Source organism: Cohnella phaseoli, from assembly GCF_003386235.1.
Classification (GTDB): Bacteria; Bacillota; Bacilli; order Paenibacillales; family Paenibacillaceae; genus Cohnella; species Cohnella phaseoli.
This window is the reverse complement of sequence record NZ_QRDZ01000014.1, coordinates 195,155-217,149: the sequence shown is the minus strand read 5'-3', so window position 1 is coordinate 217,149 and position 21,995 is coordinate 195,155. Positions and strand designations below refer to the sequence as shown.

13 protein-coding genes are annotated in these 21,995 nt (G+C 55.4%); 4 read left to right on the top strand and 9 right to left on the bottom strand.

The features are described 5' to 3' along the window. Positions 1–3 precede the first annotated feature (3 nt). Positions 4–606: a Uma2 family endonuclease gene (locus DFP98_RS18660; RefSeq protein ID WP_116062112.1), complete on the bottom strand. Its 603-nt coding sequence runs from the start codon at positions 604–606 to the stop codon at positions 4–6. A 296-nt stretch (positions 607–902) separates the two neighbouring features. Here DFP98_RS18660 and DFP98_RS18655 point away from each other — a divergent pair, with 296 nt between their 5' ends. Next, positions 903–2,282, top strand: coding sequence for an ADP-ribosylglycohydrolase family protein (locus DFP98_RS18655; protein WP_116062111.1), 1,380 nt, complete (start codon positions 903–905; stop codon positions 2,280–2,282). 123 nt (positions 2,283–2,405) lie between these two features. Here the strand turns inward: DFP98_RS18655 and DFP98_RS18650 are convergent, their stop codons facing one another. The 4 genes from DFP98_RS18650 to DFP98_RS18635 all read right to left on the bottom strand — a co-directional run bounded on the left by DFP98_RS18650 (position 2,406) and on the right by DFP98_RS18635 (position 7,952). Continuing rightward, entirely contained in the window at positions 2,406–4,439 is a 2,034-nt protein-coding gene (locus DFP98_RS18650) for a DUF5107 domain-containing protein (RefSeq protein WP_116062110.1), read from the bottom strand. A 55-nt stretch (positions 4,440–4,494) separates the two neighbouring features. Further along, on the bottom strand, positions 4,495–5,325 hold the full coding sequence (locus tag DFP98_RS18645; protein ID WP_116062109.1) for a carbohydrate ABC transporter permease: 831 nt from the start codon (positions 5,323–5,325) through the stop codon (positions 4,495–4,497). Positions 5,326–5,342: 17 nt separating this feature from the next. Next, positions 5,343–6,251, bottom strand: coding sequence for a carbohydrate ABC transporter permease (locus DFP98_RS18640; protein ID WP_116062108.1), 909 nt, complete (start codon positions 6,249–6,251; stop codon positions 5,343–5,345). 279 nt (positions 6,252–6,530) lie between these two features. After that, positions 6,531–7,952 (bottom strand): ABC transporter substrate-binding protein, encoded by a 1,422-nt coding sequence (locus DFP98_RS18635; RefSeq protein ID WP_147310234.1) that lies wholly within the window; start codon positions 7,950–7,952, stop codon positions 6,531–6,533. A 260-nt stretch (positions 7,953–8,212) separates the two neighbouring features. Here DFP98_RS18635 and DFP98_RS18625 point away from each other — a divergent pair, with 260 nt between their 5' ends. The 3 genes from DFP98_RS18625 to DFP98_RS18615 are packed head-to-tail and all read left to right on the top strand — an operon-like array spanning position 8,213 to position 13,021. Continuing rightward, on the top strand, positions 8,213–10,009 hold the full coding sequence (locus DFP98_RS18625) for a sensor histidine kinase (protein WP_147310233.1): 1,797 nt from the start codon (positions 8,213–8,215) through the stop codon (positions 10,007–10,009). Then, positions 10,002–11,441, top strand: a complete 1,440-nt coding sequence (locus tag DFP98_RS18620; RefSeq protein ID WP_116062104.1) for a response regulator transcription factor — start codon at positions 10,002–10,004, stop codon at positions 11,439–11,441. The genes DFP98_RS18625 and DFP98_RS18620 overlap by 8 nt, the downstream gene beginning before the upstream one ends. Then, a complete protein-coding gene (locus DFP98_RS18615; protein WP_116062103.1) occupies positions 11,438–13,021 on the top strand; it encodes an extracellular solute-binding protein in 1,584 nt (527 codons plus the stop codon). The genes DFP98_RS18620 and DFP98_RS18615 overlap by 4 nt, the downstream gene beginning before the upstream one ends. 497 nt (positions 13,022–13,518) lie before the next feature. On the opposite strand, the gene DFP98_RS18610 is transcribed toward DFP98_RS18615, so the two are convergent. The 4 genes from DFP98_RS18610 to DFP98_RS18595 are packed head-to-tail and all read right to left on the bottom strand — an operon-like array spanning position 13,519 to position 21,980. After that, on the bottom strand, positions 13,519–16,653 hold the full coding sequence (locus tag DFP98_RS18610; protein WP_116062102.1) for a beta-galactosidase: 3,135 nt from the start codon (positions 16,651–16,653) through the stop codon (positions 13,519–13,521). Positions 16,654–16,680: 27 nt separating this feature from the next. After that, positions 16,681–18,393, bottom strand: coding sequence for a hypothetical protein (locus DFP98_RS18605; RefSeq protein ID WP_116062101.1), 1,713 nt, complete (start codon positions 18,391–18,393; stop codon positions 16,681–16,683). A gap of 3 nt (positions 18,394–18,396) precedes the next feature. Further along, positions 18,397–19,308: a glycoside hydrolase family protein gene (locus DFP98_RS18600; protein WP_116062100.1), complete on the bottom strand. Its 912-nt coding sequence runs from the start codon at positions 19,306–19,308 to the stop codon at positions 18,397–18,399. 14 nt (positions 19,309–19,322) lie between these two features. Then, complete coding sequence (locus DFP98_RS18595; protein ID WP_116062099.1) at positions 19,323–21,980, bottom strand: carbohydrate binding domain-containing protein; 2,658 nt, start codon at positions 21,978–21,980, stop codon at positions 19,323–19,325. Between the last annotated feature and the right edge of the window lie 15 nt (positions 21,981–21,995).

Sequence of the window (21,995 nt, the reverse complement as noted above, 5' to 3'; positions counted from 1 at the left end):
CTTTCAGTTCAAAGCCAACAGCCTCCGAACCAGCTCATCCTTGAATAGGTCGCTAACCGGGAACGAGATACAAGGCAGCTTGTCCGACGACACGCGGTCGTCGTTCTCGAACAAATCGCGCAGCTCATATTGCAGCTCACTGTTCAGTTCAAACCGTTCCAACGTCTGCGCCACAGGTTCAATGATCCAGTATTCTGGTACGCCGTGCCTGGCATAAATCTGGAACTTGTGCAGGCGATCCCTCTTACGAGAACCTGGAGAGAGCACCTCGACGACGAGATCGGGCACCCCCTCCACTCCGCGTATCGTCACGATGTCGGCGCGGCTGCGATGAATCATAATTAAGTCCGGCTGAACAACGTTCGTTCGGCTCAAAATGACGTCCAGTGGAGCTATCAGAATAAAATATTCCGAGGCGCAGCTCTGCACGAGAAGATGCAAGCTTGAACCAATGACCTGATGAACGGTGGACGGCCCCGGAGACATCAGCTCCAGTTCCCCGTCCAGCACCTCGTAACGCAGTCCGTCATCCGGCATTTCCGCATAAGCCTCGTAAGTTACCGGATGCTCCATGATCCGATCCTTATTCGTTTTTTTCCTCCCCATCTACTTCATCTCCCCGCTCAAATTAAAAAACACCCCGACAAAGCCACACATTCCCGTGTCCGACTTTGGCGAGGTGCTTCCCCATTTCTTATATTTCCAATTATGCCATTGCTATCATAATACTGTCAACGCTTGTCGAATTCGTTCATCAGCCTCACCTCATTACACTACCGTCAGCGCCACCCACATTTTTTCGATTGAAATAGCCGTTTTTAAGAAACTAATGAGATGAAAATAAGAAGAAAAACAGGGCCGGTCGAGATAAGATGAAGGAAATGAGCTTTGGGGGAGAAAAAATGACATTGCGCCGATATCCATGGTTGAAGTATGCGGACGATTTGCATGTCGAGCAGTTGCAAGCTTACGAGGAAGGATATGATACCCAAGGGTTGGAAGCGGAAATTGCAGCCATTCAGGCACTTGAAGCTTCGGAACCGGAGCGCGAGGAACGAGCAGGCCAATTGCTGGATCGTACGGCTCAGCTGCCAAGAAGAAGCGGATATGCCTATCGCGAGCCTTCCGATCTCGAGGGCATCCAATTGGAAAGACCTGATCTCCGCTTTCCGGTAATGAAAGCTCCGACCGGACGGCAGCTATATGACAAACTTTACGGGGCTTGGCTCGGACGCTCGGCAGGTTGTTTGCTCGGCCAGCCGGTGGAAGGCTGGAAGCGCGAACGGCTGCACGGGTTCCTTAAAGAAACGGGCAACTATCCGCTGCAATCCTATATGTCTTCGGATGTTCCAGAAGCGCTGATCGGCAAATACGAGATTATAAATGAAGGGCAAGTGTACGGCAGCAGCTTTATTAATTGGATTAACAACGTCCGGCACATGGTCGAGGACGACGATATGAACTATACGATTATCGGACTGTCCATTTTGGAAAAGTACGGATTCGATTTTACGCCGGACGACGTGGCGGATTCGTGGCTGATGAACTTGCCGATTTTGCGTACTTGCACGGCGGAACGGGTCGCATACAAAAACTTGGTTAACGGCATCGAGCCGCCTCGGTCCGCTTCCTGCCGCAACGTCTACCGGGAATGGATCGGCGCGCAGATCCGGGCGGACTTCTTCGGGTATGCAAACCCGGGCCATCCGGAGAAAGCGGCGGAGATGGCATGGCGGGACGCCTCAATCTCGCACGTGAAAAATGGGATTTACGGTGAAATGTGGGTAGCGGCCATGCTGGCGGCGGCAGCCGTGACGGACGACATCGAGCGGATCGTTCAAGCGGGGCTTGCGGAAATTCCGAAGCAGTCCCGATTGGCGGAAGATATCCGCACAGTGCTCAGTTGGAGGCGGGAAGGCATTGGCTGGGAAGAAACAATAGAGCGGATCCATCTTCAATATGACGAGCATAAGTCGCACCATTGGTGCCATACGAATCCGAATGCCATGATCGTCGCTATGGGGCTGCTGTACGGAGATACGGATTTGCAAAAGTCGATCGGACTCGCGGTAACGGCCGCATTCGATACGGATTGCAACGGAGCCACCGTCGGCTCGATCGTCGGCATGATTCTCGGAGCGCAGGCGCTACCGGAAAAATGGATCGCTCCGTTAAACGATAAGATCGTATCCGGAGTGGACGGCTTCGGACTCGTGAAGATCTCGGAGCTGGCAGAGCGGACGGCGACGATTGTGTCGGCGAATCCGTACGTCCAGATTTGATCAGCCGACGCAATTGTTGAACAGGCTCTAATACAAACCTGATCGCGCTAGCCAATGGTGCGGCGATACAAAAAAGGCCGCGAGCGGCAGAGGTGTTCCCTCTGTTCGTTCGCGGCCTGCTTCTTATCCCCCGATCATACGGAAGTCGATCGGACCCGGTGGCGGGAACTTCGCCTTCGCTTCGGTCAGAAGTGCGTCCGACAGCTCCGTTCCCCGCTCCTGCGCCAGCTTCGTCGCATGATACTTATACCACAGATCGATGATCAACACTTCTCCTTCGCGAATGATCGCGAACTCGGTTTCGAACAGCCTCTGCATATACTCGTCCTGGCCCAGTTCCAACGCCGCCGCTCCGACGACGATCCGAATCCGATCGCCCCCGGCCAACTCGTCCGGCAGCGATTCGTAGAGCCGCCACGCCCGTTCGTACTCCCCGCGCCGTACGAGCAGCTGCAAATACTCCTCGGCGAAAGCGCGATCCGGAAAGCCGTTGGATAAGAGATAGGCTTGTTCATAGCAGGCTGCCGCCCGCTCCTCGTCCTCCTGGCGCACGGCAAGCCGGGCCAAGTTCCGGTAAGCCCATGCGGAAGGACGAAGACGAAGCGATGTCTCCCAAGCTGCCTTCGCCTCCTCCTCCTTACCGACCTCCAGCAGCATCACGCCATAATGAAGATAGGCCGTCCAATTCCGTCCCCGGCCGTCCTCCGTGCGCAGACTCGTCTCCAGCAGCTCGCGCCATTCGTCCTGCACCATCCAGGACGCAGGTACGTCCCATGCAGCCGTCTCCGGCATTCGGCCTTCCCTCAGCAGAGCCAGCCATGCATGCTGCGGCTCGCCAAGCGTGCCGTCCGGGAACGAGAGTCCTTCGGGTACGGAGCGACCTTCCCTTTCGGAACGGCGAAGCCGCTCCAGCGCGCCCCAGCCCGATCCGGCATGCAGCGGCTCGCCCGCCTCCTGATCCGCATGCCCCCGCAACCGCTCGTGAATCGCATAGACTTGCTCTTCGTTCAGAAGCGCGTCCACCGTTCTCTCCACAGTCGCCTGCGCCTCGTGCCAATCCGCTGCCTGCGCTTTCTCCGGATCCACCTGATCCATGCCGATTAACTGCGTGAAATCCCACACCGAGTTCCCCGGCATTTTCAGACCGTGCAGCTGCGTCGGAGCGAAGCCTCCCTGAACTTCCACGTAGCCGCCCTCTCCCGGCTTCGCCAAAAAGTCGCGCCAACGCTGGCCTCCCGCATGGTGGCCCCAGCAGAACATTTTGCGATAGCGCAGCCGGGCCGTGGAGCGCTCGTAGAACAGCCGCCCGTCCTCATAAGCGACCGCCTCCCACGGAGAACGGCATTCCTCCGGCGTCAGGAAGAAATATTCGCTGGAAAACGGAAATTCCAGCGGATAGGATGCGTCCCCGCCGGGCAGCGAGGGCAGACTCGGCAGCTCGCCGACGCCGTGGCCGCTCAGCTCCGGAGAAATGTAGATCGCCTTGCCCGTCGCCGCGAACACCCGGCAACGCTCCGTCTCCTCCACAGCGATGTTCGTCCACCAATACATCGGCACGGAACGCTCGTTGTCATTGATAATGCGAACATAGATCTGCAGCTCCTTCGCTCCTGGAGGCAGATGAAAATCGATCTGCCAGAACACGTTGCGGCAGCGCTCGTAGTCGTACATCCGCACGAATTCATGGCCGTCGCGATCGCGCATTCTGGCCGTATGGATGGGCGAGCACGTCCCGAACGTATGACCGACCTGGCCGATATTCCATTCGATGCCGCCCGAAAACCAGGCGTTGAGAATCGCCAGATTGGCCGGCTGGAACGCCGGGTTTCGGTACAGCACGTCCCGGCCTGTCCGCCGATCCTTTAGCGCATACAGCCGTCCCCCGTATTCCGGCAGAAATACGGCCTGAAGCAGCTCGTTTTCCAGCACGATCGTCTTTAGCGCCATGGGTCTTCTCCGACGCGTATAACGGTCCTGCATCCGGTAAGGCAAGTAGCGCTCGCCGGTGTCGTCGCCGAAACCGGTCTTCAGCTCGGGCGTAAAGCTGCCGTCCTCGATAACCTCCCGATGCGGATTGCGGCTCGCGAACATCGGCAGCGGGTTCTCCCCCTCGAGCGGCGCTCCTTCCAGCTCGACAATGGATGTGTAAACCTTCATTCTGGCGATCTCTCCTCCTTATAGGTAATTCACAAACCCGATTTTGACTGTAGTTCTACCCCTTAACAGAACCGATCGTAATGCCGGCGATAATTCTTTTGGACACGAACAAGTAGACGATAAAGCTGGGCAGGAACACGACCATACACGCCGCGAAAATGCCGCCGTAATTCCCCGTGTTGGAATAGCCGTAGACGATCGACTGAAGCGCCAGCGCTAACGTCCGCGTGCCTTCGTCGTTGGCGAAGATCAGCGCGTAGAAGTATTCGTTCCAGACGCCCAGGAAGTTGAAGATCGTCAACGTAATGATGCCCGGCTGCGCGACCGGCAGAATGACCTTCACGAACGCCTTGATCGGGCCGCAACCGTCGATCGCCGCCGACTCCTCGAACTCCTTCGGAATCGACGAGAAAAATCCGGTGAGGAAAAACACGCCGAAAGGCACGTTCGTGCAAATATAGATCAATACCAGCGTCGCAATCGAGCCGGTCAGCTTCATCCCGACAAACAGGGAAAACAGCGGAATCGAGATCAGAATGCCCGGAATCGACATTGCGGACACGAACATCAGATGGATCAGACCGGAGCCCTTGAACTTGACCCGTCCCAAAATATAAGCGGCGGGCGCGGCGACCAGCACGATGCCGGCGCATGAGGCGACGGTATAGATGATACTATTCAAGAAATAGCGACCCATCTCCTGCTGCTCGAACAGATCGGTGTAGTTGGAAAATTGAATGCCGCTGCCTAACAGCGTATTGGTGAAAATGTCCCTCGTCGTGCTGAGCGACGCCAGAATCACCCAGCCGAACAGCACGACGGAAAACGCCAGCCAAGCCGCCAACGGTACGTAGGCAGGAAGCAGCTGCAGCCCTTTTTTGCGCAATGGATTCGCCTCCTCGCTTAATATTCCAGCCGATCCTTAGGGAACAGGCGGCCGATCAGTACAGCGGCGAGAATCGTCGCAACCGTAATGAGAATGCCGACGCCCGCGCCCGCTCCGACGTTGAACGACTCCTCCAAATACACGCTGCCGCCCTTGCCGAACACCTTCTGGTACATGTAATAGCCCGGGGTCACCGTATGCGGATCGTCCAGCCCGAACGTCGCCGACCAGACGAAGAAGTTGAACGCCGTAATCGTCCACAGGACAAGCGTCGTCCGGAACACGTCGCGCAGCAGCGGCATCGTAATTCGGATAAACTTCGTCCAGACGCTTGCTCCGTCCAAAGTCGCCGCCTCATAATAATCGGTCGGAATTCTTCCGATGCCCGCGTTCAATATCAGCATGAAATAGCCGATCGATCCGAAGCTGAATGCAATGATCATCGAGTAGTAGATATGCTCGTTATCGGTCCATTGGATTTCCGCCAGCTTCGTCAGCCCCAGCTTCTCGAACAGCGTCGTCAGAAACCCGTAGCTGGAATTGAAGACGTAATGCAGCCAGACGACGGACAGAACGACGGCCGAAACCGTGTTCGGCAGGAAGATCAGCGAACGCCAGAAGCCCTTCCCGCGCACATCCGAGGTCAGAATCACCGCGAATAGAAAAGCGAACGCGAATATTAGCGCGCCCCCGATCGCCCATATGCCCAACACGTTTTTCACCGAATCGAGAAAATAAGGGCTGCGCCACAGCGTCGCATAATTGTCCCCGCCAATGAATGTCCACTCCGCCACCTTGCTGGACAGCGAAGGAATATCGTAAAAGCTCATCGCGAACGTCCGCAGCGTCGGATACAGGAAAATGACGAGGTAGATCGCGACGGCCGGCCCCAAAAACAAGGCGATGACCGATTTCTTCAGCTTCATGAGACACCTCCCGTTTGAAACTCTTGCAAGTCGGCTTAGACTTAGCTGAAATTTCGTACAAACCTCATCCCTCTTCGCTTATTGGAAATCAAGTTGTACGTTTTATCGTATAAATCTATCGATCCGACTTTTACAACGCCGCATTTTGTACGATAAATCAGATGAAATGCACGCATCGGCCAACAAAATCACGGTATTTGCAGGATTCTATAATGTGCACAAAGCCGGGCGAAGCGGCTAACCCGCCCGCCGCGCCCGGCCCCATCCCCCCACCGAGAGTTAGCCGCCGTAGAACTTCTTCGCCGCCCCGCTCATCTTGTCGACGTAAGCATCCGGGCTCAGCTTGCCCGTCGCCAGCTCCATGAACACGGGGATAACCGTGCCCGTAGAGAAGTCGCCGCCGTTATCGATGCCGTTGCCCCACGGCATATTCACCTTGGCGTTGCCGAATGCGGTCGCGGCTTCCGCCAGCGGAGCCGGCCACTCGGTATCGAGCGTGGCCGGAATAGCCAGCGCTTGATCGGCCATTCCCTGCTGCGCCTTCTTGCCGACCAAATATTTGACGAGCTCGAACGCTGCAGGGACGTTTTTGCTGTTTTTATTCATCAGCAAGCCTTGAGCGCCGAAGGTAAGCCCTTGCAGTCCGCCCTCGCCGTTGCCGTTCGACACAGTCGGGAATTGGAACGAACCCCAACGGAAATCCGGTCCGGCCGTGGCAGCGACCTCGTTAGGCAGCCATGTTCCATTCAAGTACATGCCTGCTTTGCCAAGAGCCAGATCCTGCTGTCCGGCAGGATATTTGTTGCCTGCGATCTTCTTGGAGAGATAGCCTTTCTCCTGAAGCTGCTGCATATCGGAAGCGAATTGCTTGACGATCGGGTCCTTCCACATCTCGCCGGTTTTGTCCTTCACCAGGCTGTCCGTCCAATCGCTGCCCATCGCGCTGCCTAAGTATCCGCCGATAAACAGATCGCGGTAAGCGTCGTCGAACGTAATCGGATCTACGCCGATCTGCTTGAGCGCTTCGCACGCCGCCAGGAACTCCTCCCAGCTCGTTGGAACCGCTGTAATTCCGGCCTTCTCGAACAGTGCTTTGTTATAAAAGAACAACACCGCGTACGGCTGCTGCGGGATCGCGTAGTAGCCCTCTTCCAGGCCCGCTTCCGTCGACAGCGTCTTGACCCACTCGATCAGCGACGGAATGAGCGAATCCTTCACCGACTTGCCGTCACTTCCGACCGACGGCTGCTGCAGCAGATCGTCCAGCTTCATCACGTGGTCCTTCAGATTGGCCAACGCCGAGCCCGGGTCCTGTTCGAAGATGTCGATCTGCTGTCCGCTCTCCAGAGCCGGCTTGATCAGCTTGTTAATGTCCCGGCCGTTAAACTTCAGCTCGACCTCGACGGCGGGATTGTTCGCCTTGAATTCTGCAATCGCTGCCTCAATGACCTTCGCTTGCGGCTCGGTATTGCTCCACATCGACCAGAATACGACTTTGCCCTCCAGCCCCGAGGCGGACGGACTCTCCGAAGCAGACGCCGTCGCCGATTCCGAGGCCGACGCCGACGGAGTCGCAGTAGCGGACGGAGACTCGCTTGGCGATGCCGATGGCGCAGCCGATTTACTGCAGCCTGCCAGCAATACGACCGTCAAAATAAGCGAAAGCAATGCGAGCGTGCCGAGCTTTCTTCTGTTATTCAAATTCGATTCCCCCTATAAATTTGTTGTTAACGCTTACAATAACGATTATAGATCGGCAGCAAATCCCGAAGTATAGCGCCGCCTTAGATAAAAATGGACGACGATTAGCCTCCGCTCGCGCCCAAAGTATGTCTTCTCGTTAGATAAACATGGACTCCAATTAGATGTGCCCTTTGCAGCGACTCTAAAAACTAAGGGAAAGTGATATAATCGGTGTACCTGCAGCGGAAAGCGGTGACCTCGTGGGCGTATTGAAGAAAATGAAAATCAAAACGCAATTTATGATAGCGGTTGCATGCGTACTGGGAGTTATGCTGCTGATCATCTACTCGCTGTACGAGCAAACCTCGCGAATCGTAATCCGCAACAACAGCCAGATCACCGAGGATCTCGTCCGCAAGTTTAAACTCGGCATGTCCCAGAAGGTGGAAGAGGTCGGACAGATGATGCTGAATCTCGGCTTCGACCCGTTCCTTCAGCAATATTTGACGCAGGTTAACCCTAGTCTGCTGTACGAGATGAGCAAAGAGCTGGATCGGAAAATTATCTCCCTGAAGGCGGGACGGCAGGGCATCGAGGATATCGTGCTCATCGGCGCGCGCGGAACAAAGTACAGTCTTAACGGAGGCATTGAATACGTGCGGGGACTGGAGCCGGAAATCTTGGCCGCCGACGGCGTCTATGTCAGCGGCTTGCAGAAATTCAGCTACAGCGGCACGCTGCAGAACGCTCTCGTGTTCGCCCAAAGCATCTATGCCGACGGCTCAAACGGCTCAGCGGATAAAAGAATCGGCTATATTGCGGTCATCGCCAACGTGGAGACGATGTTTTTCGATACCGATACGCCGCAGTCGGAGCCCGGGGCCGGCTTTTATTTGATCGATCGGTACGGCCGCGCGTTCCCGGAGACGAACGTCCCCGACATCGCCCGCAACGTCAAGGCGCTTGCCGGCGCATCTGAAGACCTGCCTGCGAGCAAGGATTCCATCGGGGGAATCAAAGGCTCGGTGCAGCTTCACTCGCTCCCGGACGTTCAAGCCTCCCTGCTTAGCTTCATTCCGGAGGAAGCGCTGCTGGCCGAGCTCAACAAGGTGCGTACGCAAAGCGTCTTTATCGTCCTGTTCGCGCTTCTTCTGATGGCTCTGCCCTTCGCGATGATCATCAACAACATCGTCCATCCGATTCAAGTTCTGGTGAAGTTCATTAACAGCATTAAATCCGGAGGCGCGATTCGCGAAGCGAGGAACGATCTGAAGCTGGAAGGCAATCTGGAAATGAAGGTCGTAGCCGAGAAGCTGAACGGTATGCTGAACGAGCTGAACAGCCTGACACACAAGCTCGTCGAGACGACGACGCATCTATTGGAAGCCGAGATTGAGAAGGAGAAAGCCGCTTCCGCTTATTTGCGCAGCCAGATCAATCCCCATTTCCTGTACAATACGTTGGAATCGATCAAGGGCGTGGCGCTGGAGCTCGGTGCGGACCGCGTCGTGGAGATGACCAAGGCGCTCGGCAAGCTGTTCCACTACAGCATCAAGGGACCGGGCTGGGTGACGCTCGACCGCGAGCTGAACGCCGTACAATCGTACGTCTTCCTGCAACTGATTCGCTTTGAGGACCGTTTTGAAGTCGGCTACGATTTTACCGAGGAAGCTCTAAGGGCCCCGGTGATGAAAATGATTTTGCAGCCGCTTGTCGAGAACGCCGTCTTCCACGGACTCGAACCGAAAACGACGCCGGGCCGGCTGCTAATCACTGGCCGAGTGGATGACGGAGTACTGCTTCTCTCCGTTGTCGACGACGGCGTCGGCGTGGAAGAGCAGGAGCTGGCGGAGATTCGGCGGCGCTTAGCGTTGCCGTCATCGCTCGGCCGCAACGGTCGGGAGCCGGCCGTTCCCGCGGAAGGCCTCGGCGTCCTGAACGTGCATAACCGTCTCAGGTTGGCCTACGGAGAGCAAGGCGGCTTAACCTTCGACAGCGAAGCCGGGCAAGGAACACGAATCGTCCTGCACATTCCTTTGGATACTATGCAGCCGGGAGGGGATACGGATGTATAAAGCGGTTCTCGTCGACGACGAAAATCTGGTGCTCAAAAGTCTCGAGGCCGGAATCGACTGGCGCAAGTCGGGGTTTGCCGTTGCGGGCAAAGCCAATAACGGAACCAAAGCGCTTCAGATGGTTCGGGAGCTGAAGCCCCACATCGTATTTACGGACATTCGGATGCCGGGGCTGTCGGGGCTTGAGTTGATTAAGCAAATTAAGGAAATGGACTCCGACGTCCAGATCGTCGTGATCAGCGGCTACGCCGAGTTCGCTTACGTGCAAAAGTCGCTAAGCTATGGCGTGCTGGGCTACTGCCTGAAGCCGTTCGACGACCATGAGATCGACGGCCTGCTCAAGACGGCGGCCAAGGCAATCGAGGACATCCGACAGAAGCGCGAGAACGAGCTGCTGGAGCTGATCGAGGAGCCTTCCTCGGAACGCGCCGATGCGGCGTTCGATCGCAGCCTGCGGGCGAACGGCCTCGATGCGGACTGTCTGTACGCGCTCGTCTCGCTTGGCAAGGGCCGATTGAGCTTCAGAGAAGGCGTGCACTCGGTCGCTGTCCATCTGGGCGCCTCGCGAATCGGCTATTTCGTGCAATGCGCGGAAGCGGAGCAGCTGCGCGGTTTAATCCGCGAGCCGATCCCGGCGGACATTCTCGGCATTGGAGCCGCGCGCGCGGGACGGGAGCTGTCGGGAGCCATTAAAGCGCTGGATGCGGCGACCGAGCACGCTTGGGATTTCTTCGTCCATGGACGGGATGCGGTTCATTTTCGCGAAGAGGCTGCCGGCGATACGGAGGCCGGCCTCCTGGTGCGACAGCTCGAACGCAGCGCCGCCAAGAAGGATATCGCCGCCATGCGACAGCTGCTCAAGGAGATGGCGCTGCCTGCCAACAAACGAGGCATGACCATCGTACTTGCGCTTATCGTCTACAATATCGTCTACTTCCACTCTTCCTCCGATCCGTCCGCTCCGCCCGAGGAGGAGTACATTTTCAGCCGAGACCAGCTTTATCACTTGTACCGCAGCTTCGACGCGATGATCGACAGCCTGCGGGAGGAGCTCCGTGAGCCGGGATCAACTTCGGGGGAGCGCAAGACGGCGCATGCCAACCTGAAGGAAATCGTTAAGCATATTAACGAAAACTATCGCAGCGACATTTCCATTCAGAGTATCGCGAGAAGCTTCTATATGAATCCCAATTATTTGAGCCAGCTGTTCAAGCGCGAGCTGAACATTACGTTTACCGAGTATTTGACTCAGGTGCGCCTGCGGCAGGCTCGCCTGCTGCTTGAGACGACCGGCCTAACGATCGGCGAAATCGCGGATGGCGTCGGGTTCCGAGACTACTTCTATTTCATTCGGCTGTTCAAGAAATACGAGAAAATAACGCCTCGGCAGTATCGTCTGCAAGCCGGGTCGCCGCGGGAGGGGAACGCATGAGCCGTCGCTTGGCCGTCTGGCCGCTCGTCTCCCTTTTGCTGGCCGCATTGCTTTCCGGGTGCTCCGGCCCGTCCTCGAAAGGCAAAGCTCTCCCCGCTCCTTCGGAACCGCTGGAGATTTCCGTTGCCTTCTGGGATCTGGCGGAGAACATGACGCAGGACGATCCGGCACTCCGGCTGCTGGAGCAAAGACTGAATATTACGATTAAACCGATTCCGATCAAGCTTGAAAATTACATGCAGCAAATTCAAATGTGGGCGTCGGCAGGCCAGTTGCCGGATATCTTCTCCGTCGACGCGATGAATACCCAATCTTACAGGAGCTGGCGGGACCGCGGGGTTATCAAGCCGATTCCCGGCGATCTGTCTGCCTATCCGAATTTGCAGGTCTATTTGAGCTTGCCTGGGACCGACGACCTGAAGGACGACGGCAAGCTGTATTTCATCCCGCGCCAGACGTACGACAGCACCGACTACAACGTTCTGGACCGGATCGTCGCCTATCGGTGGGACCTTGCCCAGCAAGCCGGCATTACTCGGGAACCCGAGACCTGGGAGGAGTTCCGCGAGATGCTGAAGGCGATTGTCGATCATGATCCGGAGAAGAAGAGCGTGAGGGGACTGTCCACTGTCGGCAATCTGCTGCTTGGCGGGCTGTTCTGGCTGTACAGCTCTCCCGCCGCCACCAGCGACGGCAGCGGCAGCGATTTCAAGTGGATCAAGGAGGACGGACGCTACATTCCCGCCGTCTTCTCGAAGCAGTCCATCGAATCGTTGAAGCTGCTCCGAGACTTCTACACGGCCGGCCTGATCGATTCCGATCTCCCTGTCACCCGGGGGGATATGGCCAGAGACAAGTTCGCCGAAGGCAAAATAGCGGCGCTGATCATCGCGGGCGGAGTGCAAAATTTGGACGTTCACATCTATAAGGAGAGATGGCTGAAGCTCCATCCCGGGGACGACAGCTTCTACGATCGAGTCAAGCTGCTTAAGCCGCTGCCGGCTATGGACGGCAATAGATATCATTCCGTATTCAAAACGTTCTGGTCCGAAAGCTATATTTCCGCCAAGGTAGACGACCGGAAGCTGTCTCGCATTTTGGAGCTGTTCGATTATATGAATACGGACGAGTTCAAGGAGATGCGACGTTTCGGCCTGGAAAACACGGACTTCGTTATTGAGGACGGACGCGTTAAGCCGCTTGATCCGGACGTCAGCGTCATGACCAAATACAAAGCGTTCTCTACGTTCGCCAACCTGCTCGATTGGGACGGCATGTTTAAGCTGAACATGGACTACGTGGGAATTTCGCCGAAAGCGCGGACGGCGCAGCGAGGGCTGGTCGACTATTCGATGCGCGAGACCCACAAGCAAGATTACGAGCCGCGGCTGACGCAATTGTCCACCCCGACCAAGGACGGCTTCACCATCTTCGACAACGACGATATGATTCGCGTCATGATCAGCGATTTGCCGGTCGAAGCCGCCTGGCAGGAAATTATAGACGGCTATAAAGAAAAAGGCCTCGATCGAATGATCGAGGAAGTGAATGCGCGAGCCCGCGAGCTCGGTATCGAATAGCTATTTCGCGTACCGGTGGCTGCCGATCGTGGCGATCGTGGTGAGATCGGACCAGAAGGAGCCTTTGGTTACTCGCGGGTTTAAAGGGGCTGGCTCATAAGTAAAAAGAGTCGTACGATAGGATGATCGATAGAGAATGTTGTCGTACATGTATCTCCCTACGATGCTATACGATCCTGAAATGGAACGGTTAACCCGTAATAAGGTGATTTCAGGTTTCAGGACCGTATGAGGCAGTCTCCATACTAATCATGAATCACAACGTTTCCAATTTATTGGATATTAAACTTTTATGACGGATCTATTTGCACACATGAGCTTACGCAGGGAAGTTAGTCGAAATTTCGTACAACACAGCTCGAACCGGGCTTAAACGGCGGACGTTTGTGGGAAAAACCGTACAAAACAACTCGCTCCAGGCTCAAACGACGAACGTTTGTAGGGAAAATCGTATAAATCGACACCCTACTTATAGGACAGTCCCTTTCTTGCACTTACTATCTTTGCTCCGTCTCCCTGATTAGAAGCTCGTCTCCTCCTAACACCGAGACAAGTCGCCCTTCTGCGTCGGCGGCAAACAACACCGTTCGCTCGCTTTCTAACAGGAACGCATACCCTTGGCCGGTTTTGGCATCCCTGATCTCGATCTCGGCATCGCGGCCATACTCGGATACGAACAGGTACAGCGCGCCATCGCCGAAAGCGACTTTGGATCCGAACACTCCGTGAAGCTCCCCGCCTTGAATCCATTCCATTGGCGTTAGATACCCCGCGACAGACAAGGCATGCCGGTACACCTCGGCGATAACCTCCGATCTCTCGTTTAATTCGATCGGCAGCGGACAACGGATGAATGTCCCTTTGCCAAGCTTGGTCCGGTACAGCGAAGCTGGCTCCGTTGTACGCCCGGACGCATTCGAGCCGTCTCTCCCGCTTGGCAATTCCTTATTCACTTCGGAAATGCGGTTCGCTCCGTAAGAGACCGGCAGCACGCGGCCGTCAACCTCAATCGCCTCTTCTCTCATGACGTTGCTTAACTCGTATTCCCCAAGCTCATCCGCATAGCGGGACTCCGGCCGCCAATACTCGTCCAATCCTAGCGGTCCGGTAAACAAGACGACGCCTCCTCTTTCCTTGGCATGATTAACGATTGTGTCGAGCGCTTGTCTACTGAAATTATGCGGACTAGGAACGATAATCAGCTTAGGCGGAGCTTGCTCCAGCGAATCCAGATGATATTCCCCGACCGCGCGAAACGGAACCTTCATCTCGTAAGCGAGAACCCTCGTCAACTTCGTCGTCGCGTCAAAGGCCAGCTTCCGGTTCGAGAAATCGTTCGAATACGGGAATACGACGACGACGTCTTCGAGCTCCCTGTCCTTGAACAAATGTCCGATCTCCCCCATAAAACGGCCGTAACGATAACTTACGTCCGCTTCGGGTTTCTCCGTGCCGTCCGCTCGCAGCGCTCCGATATTGGATTCATTGACGTTGTTCATGTAATAATTCGTATTCCATATCCACTGAACCGCTCCGGCTCCGCCCGCCGCGAAAGCGTAAGCGTATTTTCTCTCCAGAATGTTGCGAATTTCCGTTTCCGTCCGCTTCGCCCGCCCGTTCGGCGTTTCGACGTACATGATGCCCGTCTCTTGAATTAGATTCGGCTTGTTCGCAGTTTTGGAGAACAAGCTATCCCACAACAGATGATCCATCAGCCACCACGAATGCACCGTCGTATAGTCGACCGCTTCCGCATAGAAGAACGGCGACGGTCTCTGGGAGCCGAGCCCCTCGTCCTGGCCGACCGTCACCATCTGCGAACCGTTGTGCGAACGAATCGTAGAGATCAAGTCCTTAGCCCATCTATTGTGCATCTCCATCGTGAACAAGGTGTAATCCAACCAAATCCCGTTCCTCTTCGGGATCGCGTTATCTATAATACTGAAGCTGATCTCTTCAGGTTGCGGCAAGACTACCGAAGAGAAACCGGGAAGTTCGTCGGGGGTCATATCCCAGCGCTCTTGCAGTACGCGAACGTCGCGGTGGCGGCTTTGCAACCATTCCGCGAAAGCCGCCTGCTCGTATGTGTCTCCCACTGTGCGAGGGCCTGAGAACAAGCGCTTGGGATCGAACATCGTCGGTTCGTTGATCAAATCCCAGTGAACGTTAGTCGAACCGGAATGACGCGATACGATCGCGGAGATCAACCGCTTCTGTGCCGCCACGCTTCGTGGATCCAGATAAGGGTTGACTCCCTCCCACAACTCCGGAGTGAACGAGAAGAACGTGAAGACGACTTCCAAACCGTGTTTCTTAGCCGTCAATATAAAAGCGTCGATCGATCGGAGCACTTCCTCGTAAGGATGGCCGTCCACGAACATCACCTGGCGCCAAGCCGTCCATATTCCGGTGCGGATAAGGTTGATGCCGGCCCGTCTCATATGCGCCATGTCCGCATCCCAGAGCCCGGCATTCGGCATGAACAGGAACTTTCGGGAAACGTCGGAAGTCATGTACGTCATTCCGACGATCGGCATAGGCTTGCCCGCCTTCACGAAGTAATCGCGTCCCACCGTCAGTCTTTCCCCTTCGCTCAGCAGCTGATTGTCGCGGCCCCAGAAACCTTGTCTCAGCACGCGCCGCTCGCCACACTCGGATACCGCTTCGCACACGACGCGGTAGAAACCCGGAGCGACCGAAACGGGAACGGACATCCTTTCGATCTTAAGCTCCCGGGAAGACTGCAAGCTATACTGGGTCGTCCAAATGGGCTCGTCGCTTCCCTCTTCGTACAGGGAAAGAGAAACTCGCCATTCTTTGGCGACAGCGTCAGGGTTCGCAGCTCCCAACGTCTGCATATGCAGACTTAAGACAGGCTGCTCCCCGGGCTCGTAACAGGCGTAATTCGGCTTAAGCCACAATTCGGTGACGCCTTCCGCGCAGTACGCCCCCCAAACCTGAAGCGCGGACAAGCCGCCGCCTTCCCAGAAAGCGGGTCCAATTCGCTGATTAACGAACAACCACCGTCCGCCCGCGTATTCCCCCTTCGTATTCTCTATCATCGTTATCGGAGCGGACAGCTTCCTACCTTCGTCCGACACTCCGTACAACAAAGGATAAATATGACCGTCCATCGGACCGCTCGACCCTAGCTCGCCGGGGCGATCGTCCGTCCGGGTCATGTGGAGCGTGAACGAACAGGTCGGCTCGATCGTTAGCAATTGCTCGCAGCCCGCCGCCAACGGAACGTCCGGATTGGCCTCCAGCGCAGTGATCCGATTCGCGTCCGTATTCAGGACCTCGTGAATGCGAAGCTGCCGATGATAGGCCGTTTGTACCCCCTCCGCCACCCATTCTTCCTGATTGCGGTTGACGGGGATTCGAAACGGTGCTCCCCCAATATGGATGAGGCCTTTGCCCTGCTTAAGAAATCGAACGAGGGAGTCCCATGCCAGTTTAGGAAAATAAGGCCCGTGAAGTTGAATCAATACATCCGCGGCGAGAAGAGCATCGGCCAAGCCTTCGGCGTCGACTACCTTGAATTTGCTCTGAAGCTCGTTTATAGTCTCGTTACTCGGACGCTGGCCGTCGTAGGGAAAAGCGGGATCATAAAATACAATGGTGTTTATCATTGAAGGGATTCATCCTTTTCATATTGGCTATTCATCGATACTTTCATAGTTCAGCGTAACTTTGCCGATTTGTGCGGCCCCGGGATTGTCCGAAAACCGGATTTTTAAATACTTTGTCCCTTTCGGAAAATGATCGCCGGTATAGATCGTTTTGTTTGCCGCGCTCTCGGCGGTCTTTTTACCCGGAGTGTACGGCTCATACCCGTCGTCGTCCGACGAGACGTAAAACCGCAGATCCGCGGACGGATCGCTTTCCGCAAGCCAAGCCTCGACTGTAAAGCTTGACAATACGCCCTTTCCCGACGCAAATGGCGCTTTGTAGATAACGTACTCGTTGTTGCCGGATTCGTTCGTGAGCCTCTTCTCGTCCCCTCCGAACGAAGAAGACGGACGTTGATCGTAGATCACGCGTCTGCTCAGCTTGTACGTGCGGGTCAAATCCTTATGCTCATCCACGATCATGCCTGATTTTGGGGCGTCTTCCCATATCGCCTTGATCGTTTCCTCGTCACCAAACGATGAAGGGTACGACTTACTAGACATGAGCGCGTTGTACTCTTTGTTAGAGCCAACGGGGGCGTAACCGAGCGTTCGGTATGCGGGCATCTGGATATGTCCGTTCGGATCGTTCGTCTCCATCCAATCGTAAGCATAAGCCAGCCAGGAACGGCGGTAATCGTCGCTCTGATGAGCGAACCAGGCAATCTCGTCATACCCCCAAGGCCAGAAAGGCTCGCTCTTGCCTGGCGTACCGTTCGTGCCTCCATAATTATCCAATTCGATCAAATACGGCGAGTTGGACGCGACCCATCCTTGAGGATGCAATCCTCCGATCGTGTTCCGATAGATGGAATCCATGTAGTCGATTTCCAGTTTCGTTTCCTGGGGAAAATGAAGCAGCGGTTTGACACGCGCGGGATACCCCACGAAATCGAACGCCAGCTTCCGATCGGATGCATTCGAAGAAGAGGAATCCTCGTCGTCATACACTTCGTTCGTGTGCGCGTCCAACAGAACGTTATGCCGCCGGCCGCGCTCCTCTGCGTATGCCCGAATCCGTTTCAACAATCGGTTCCATTCCGCATAGGAGGTATCTTCTTCTCCTACCAGCCTCACTTGTCCGAAATGGATCGATTCGTAGCCGAGATCGATGAATCTTTTGGCCCGATAGAAGAAAAAAAGTTGCGTCTCCGTCTGCGTAATGTCCGGCACCGATTGTCCCGGTCCCCAGTTATCCAAATATCTTCCGTCGGGATACAGCATAGCTTCATATTTGAAATTCCGGTTTTCCCGAGGTAGTCCGAATTCCTCGAATACCCAAGCCGGTATCGGGATATCGTTCACCGATTTCGCCGTCGTCTCGAAGATGCCGGCCTGCAGAATAACCTCCGGATCCTGGGCATGAACGGCTTCGGCCATTTGCCCGGCGTTGGCGAACATGGTCTCGTCGTATTCGAATTCGGTCCAGATCATCGCGGCCCTTCCGATATGCTTCGCGCCGGTATTCTTGATAAATCTCAGCCATTCCCGCATCTTCTCCGGATCTGAATTCTCCCAAAATAAATACGTGGTCTGCACGGAACGAGACAAGTAACGATTCAGCGTATCTTGCGACATGCGACCGTCGAACGCGTAACCGGAAACCGCCTGTTTCCCTCCGCCTCTGAACTTATCCGCAGTCATCGCCCAAATCCCGGCTAACAGGAAGGCCGCCGCGACGACGATGATCCATTTCCGCACGGATTACCGCCCCCGTTCCGCCAAGATGACGGAGCCGTCTTCTCCGTAAACCATTCTGTATCCGCCAAGAAGCGATTCGATCGCTTTATTGGCAAGAAAAACGTCTTGTCCGTTCGTATCCTCCACCACCTTCGCGATATAGAAATAGCAATCTCCCGGCAGCGAGATTCGCGACCACGGACGAGCCTCGTACGGCCCGTCGAAGCTCTCTGAAACGTAAATCCAATTCTCGAATTTCTCGTCCCCGGTAACGCCCCCGAAGTACATATACCATAATCCGTTGCGGCTCCAGATTTGGGACGTTTCCATCCTCTCGAATTTCCGTGGATAAGCGGCTATCTTATGCGCCTCCCAATCCGTCAGATTCCGGGACCTCAGCATGAGCTGACACCCGCGACTGCCTTGAGGCGCATTGACCTCTTGCGCGTTAATGACCATATAGTAAAAGCCATCCATCGCCTCGGGATAAACGTAAGGATCGGCAAGGGGGGACGCCTGAATCTCTTCTCCGTCCCAATTCGCGATGAAGGGGTCGGGTTTCGAAAATACCGGAGCTTCACCGACTTTGGTCCAATTCGTCAGATCGTCGCTTCGGGCTAGGCCGATCCCTCCTCCGTCCCGACTCGAATTTCCGGTGTACAGCATATTCCAAACACCATCCTTGAACACGACGCTGCCCGTGGCGATTCCCTGGTCGTTCCACGTCCCTGGAATCGGTTGGAGCGCAGTCGGCTTTTCTTCCCAATGCAGCAAATCCTTCGAGACCGCATGCCCTACGCTCTGGCGGGAATGGATATATTCCGGGTCGCCCTCTCTTGGATACTGCAAATAAAAGGCATGATGTTCGTCCCCTTGTCTGGCATACCAAAAATCCCATACGAACTTATCCTCCAGCTTGTAACAATCGATGCCCATACGGAACACCTCCTTTAATAACTGATCGCTTCGATAGAATCGAAATACAACGTGCCCGCTCCCGGGCTCCCGGTGCCGACGCCCGCGTAGAGCGTGAGATTCGCGACCGCCGACAAGTTCATCGGTCCGGTACCGCTATGCCAGGACGGCCTCGCGAAAGCGCTGAAAGGAATCTCGATCATCCTGGCCGTCGGATCCGATAAATCCAGAACTTTATCCCAATAATCTCCGCCGGCCGTTATCATTTGAATCGTTAAATTGCGATTGGAGCCGTCCGGCTTGAGCCAGAAGCGAAGCGCGTCGTACCCGGACCAATCGGCGCCGCCGAGATTCAACGCTACCCCTCCATAGGTTAAGACCCCGACGTTATACTCGTATTTCATTCCGTAATCGCCGTCATTTTTGTTGGCCGCATCCAACGAAACCGTTACCGGATCCGCATTGGGATTGACCTCGTAGGCCGCGTTAAGAGCCAGGTCCGATCCCCCGTAGCTTTCGAAATCGTCGATCCTGCCATCGCTATAGGAACCGGAGTCCGCATAAAACGTCGTAACCTTCCCGATCTGCGGACTCGCCGCGGAAGAAGAGGCGCTGTCGAACTCGACTTTCACGTATCGGGTTCCGACCGGCAGCCTGCTGCCGATGTAGGCGATCTTTGTCATGCTCCCGTTGACCGTAACCTTTTTAGGCGTATAGTGCGTATAGTTGACGTCGTCCGAAGAGACGTAAAACTTAAAGTCGGCGACGGGCGAAGCGGACGAAAACCAAGTATCGACCGCGAATCCGGTCAGTCTCGTACGATCGGTTACGTATGGAGCTTTGTAAACGACATATTCGCTCGTATTCGACGTTCTCGTCAGCCGCGAGCCGTCTCCTCCGTAGGAACCGGGATTGCTGCCGTCCTTGGCCAAATTCGTGCTGAGCCTATAGATTTTCGTCAAGTCGCGCAAATCGTCTTCGACCGCTCCGCTCTGAGCCGCGGAGCTCCATATCGCTTTGATCGCTTCTTCGTCTCCGAGCGTATTCGGATAAATAAGACTCGCCGTTATCGCGTTATAAACATTGCTTCCGTTAACCGGCGCATTGCCCAACGTTCGGTAGGCAGGCATTTGCAAGTGACCGTATGAATCGTTCGTTCTAAACCAATCGTAGGCATATTTCAACCAAGAGCGACGATAGTCGTCGTTCTGATGCGCGAACCAGGCGATTTCATCGTATCCCCAAGGCCAATACGGCGAATCGATTCCCGGGGAACCGTTACTTCCTCCGTAATTGTCCAACTCGATCAAATAAGGGGAATGAGGAGTAACCCAACCTTGCGGGTTTAATCCTCCGATCGTTTTTTGGTAAAGGCTGTCCATGTAATTCACTTCGAGCTTCGTTTCCTGAGGGAAATTCGGAACTCCTTTCATCCTGGCGGGATAACCCACGAAGTCGAAGGCGAGTTTCTTCACGGCGGGATTGGGCTGCTCCAAAGTATCGTGAAGAGCTGCCCCGGTGGCATTGATCTTCACGTCCAACAATTGCACCGTCCAGATGTTCGGCATCGTCTTCCAACTAACTTTCACATAGTTCGTGCCGGCCGGGAGTGGACTCGCGTTCGTCGTCTTGTAATTCGGCCACGTATATTCCGTACGCTGGATTTCTTGAATCGTCTTGCCGACCGACGTCCAGCTCCGGCCGTCCGGGGACGCGTACAGATCGAAACCGTCGGGCTGATCGCCGGCTCCCGCCCAATTCGCAGAGACGACCTCAAAGCCGGTCGCGTTCGCCAGCTTGTACACGATATAGTGCCCGTCGGCCGATTGGGCGCCGTCGGCGCGGTTCAATCTCGATGCGTCGCCATTATAATAATTGCCCGTATTGCCCGGCGCTTCATATCTGAACTGCCCCTTGGCCGTATACCATAACGGATTGGCGTTGTCGTACACTTCGTTCACGTGGGCGTCCAATAAAACGTTGTGCCTCCTGGCATGAACTTCCCCATATGCGCGAACGCGATTCAGCAGGCGGTTCCAGTTCAAATAAAACGGATCCGCTTCGCCCATCAGCCTGACCTGCCCATAATGGATCGACTCGTAACCGAGATCGATGAATCTCTTCGCCCGGTAGAAGAAGAACATCTGCGTTTCGAGGCTCGTAATATCGGGAACGGACTGTCCCGTTCCCCAGTAATTCGAATACCTCCCGTCCTGGTAAAGCATCGCCTCGTAACTGAAATTGCGGGTTTCCGGCTGCAGCCCGAACTCTTCGAACACCCAAGCCGGTACCGGTATTTGATTCACCGATTGCGCCGTCGTCTCAAAGATGGCCGCCTGCAGGATGACTTCAGGATCCTGAGCATGAACGGCATCGGCCATCCGGCCCGAGTGATAGAACATCGTCTCGTCGTCTTGGAAATTCGTCCAGATCATCGCCGCCCGCCCGATCAGCTTGGTGCCGGTATTCTCAACGAAACGCAGCCATTCCTGCTTCTTGCTGGCGTCCGTATCGAACCAGAACATATCCATGATCTGCGCGGATCGGGACAAATAACGATTCAACGTGTCCTGCGACATTTTCCCGTCGAAAGCGTAAGGCGACGGGGCGGTTGCCGACGCCTCTCCTCCGGTCTGCCATCCCCCCGCCAGAAGACTCAAACTGACAACTAAGCCAATCGACTTTTTGCGCATGCGATCATCATCCTC

Bases quoted from the DNA above. Each gene is read 5' to 3' on its own strand.
- DFP98_RS18620 (WP_116062104.1), top strand. From the start codon at position 10,002: ATGTATAAAGCGGTTCTCGTCGACGACGAAAATCTGGTGCTCAAAAGT.
- DFP98_RS18660 (WP_116062112.1), bottom strand. From the start codon at position 606: ATGGGGAGGAAAAAAACGAATAAGGATCGGATCATGGAGCATCCGGTA.
- DFP98_RS18610 (WP_116062102.1), bottom strand. From the start codon at position 16,653: ATGATAAACACCATTGTATTTTATGATCCCGCTTTTCCCTACGACGGC.
- DFP98_RS18655 (WP_116062111.1), top strand. From the start codon at position 903: ATGACATTGCGCCGATATCCATGGTTGAAGTATGCGGACGATTTGCAT.
- DFP98_RS18600 (WP_116062100.1), bottom strand. From the start codon at position 19,308: ATGGGCATCGATTGTTACAAGCTGGAGGATAAGTTCGTATGGGATTTT.
- DFP98_RS18640 (WP_116062108.1), bottom strand. From the start codon at position 6,251: ATGAAGCTGAAGAAATCGGTCATCGCCTTGTTTTTGGGGCCGGCCGTC.
- DFP98_RS18595 (WP_116062099.1), bottom strand. From the start codon at position 21,980: ATGCGCAAAAAGTCGATTGGCTTAGTTGTCAGTTTGAGTCTTCTGGCG.
- DFP98_RS18625 (WP_147310233.1), top strand. From the start codon at position 8,213: ATGAAAATCAAAACGCAATTTATGATAGCGGTTGCATGCGTACTGGGA.
- DFP98_RS18650 (WP_116062110.1), bottom strand. From the start codon at position 4,439: ATGAAGGTTTACACATCCATTGTCGAGCTGGAAGGAGCGCCGCTCGAG.
- DFP98_RS18615 (WP_116062103.1), top strand. From the start codon at position 11,438: ATGAGCCGTCGCTTGGCCGTCTGGCCGCTCGTCTCCCTTTTGCTGGCC.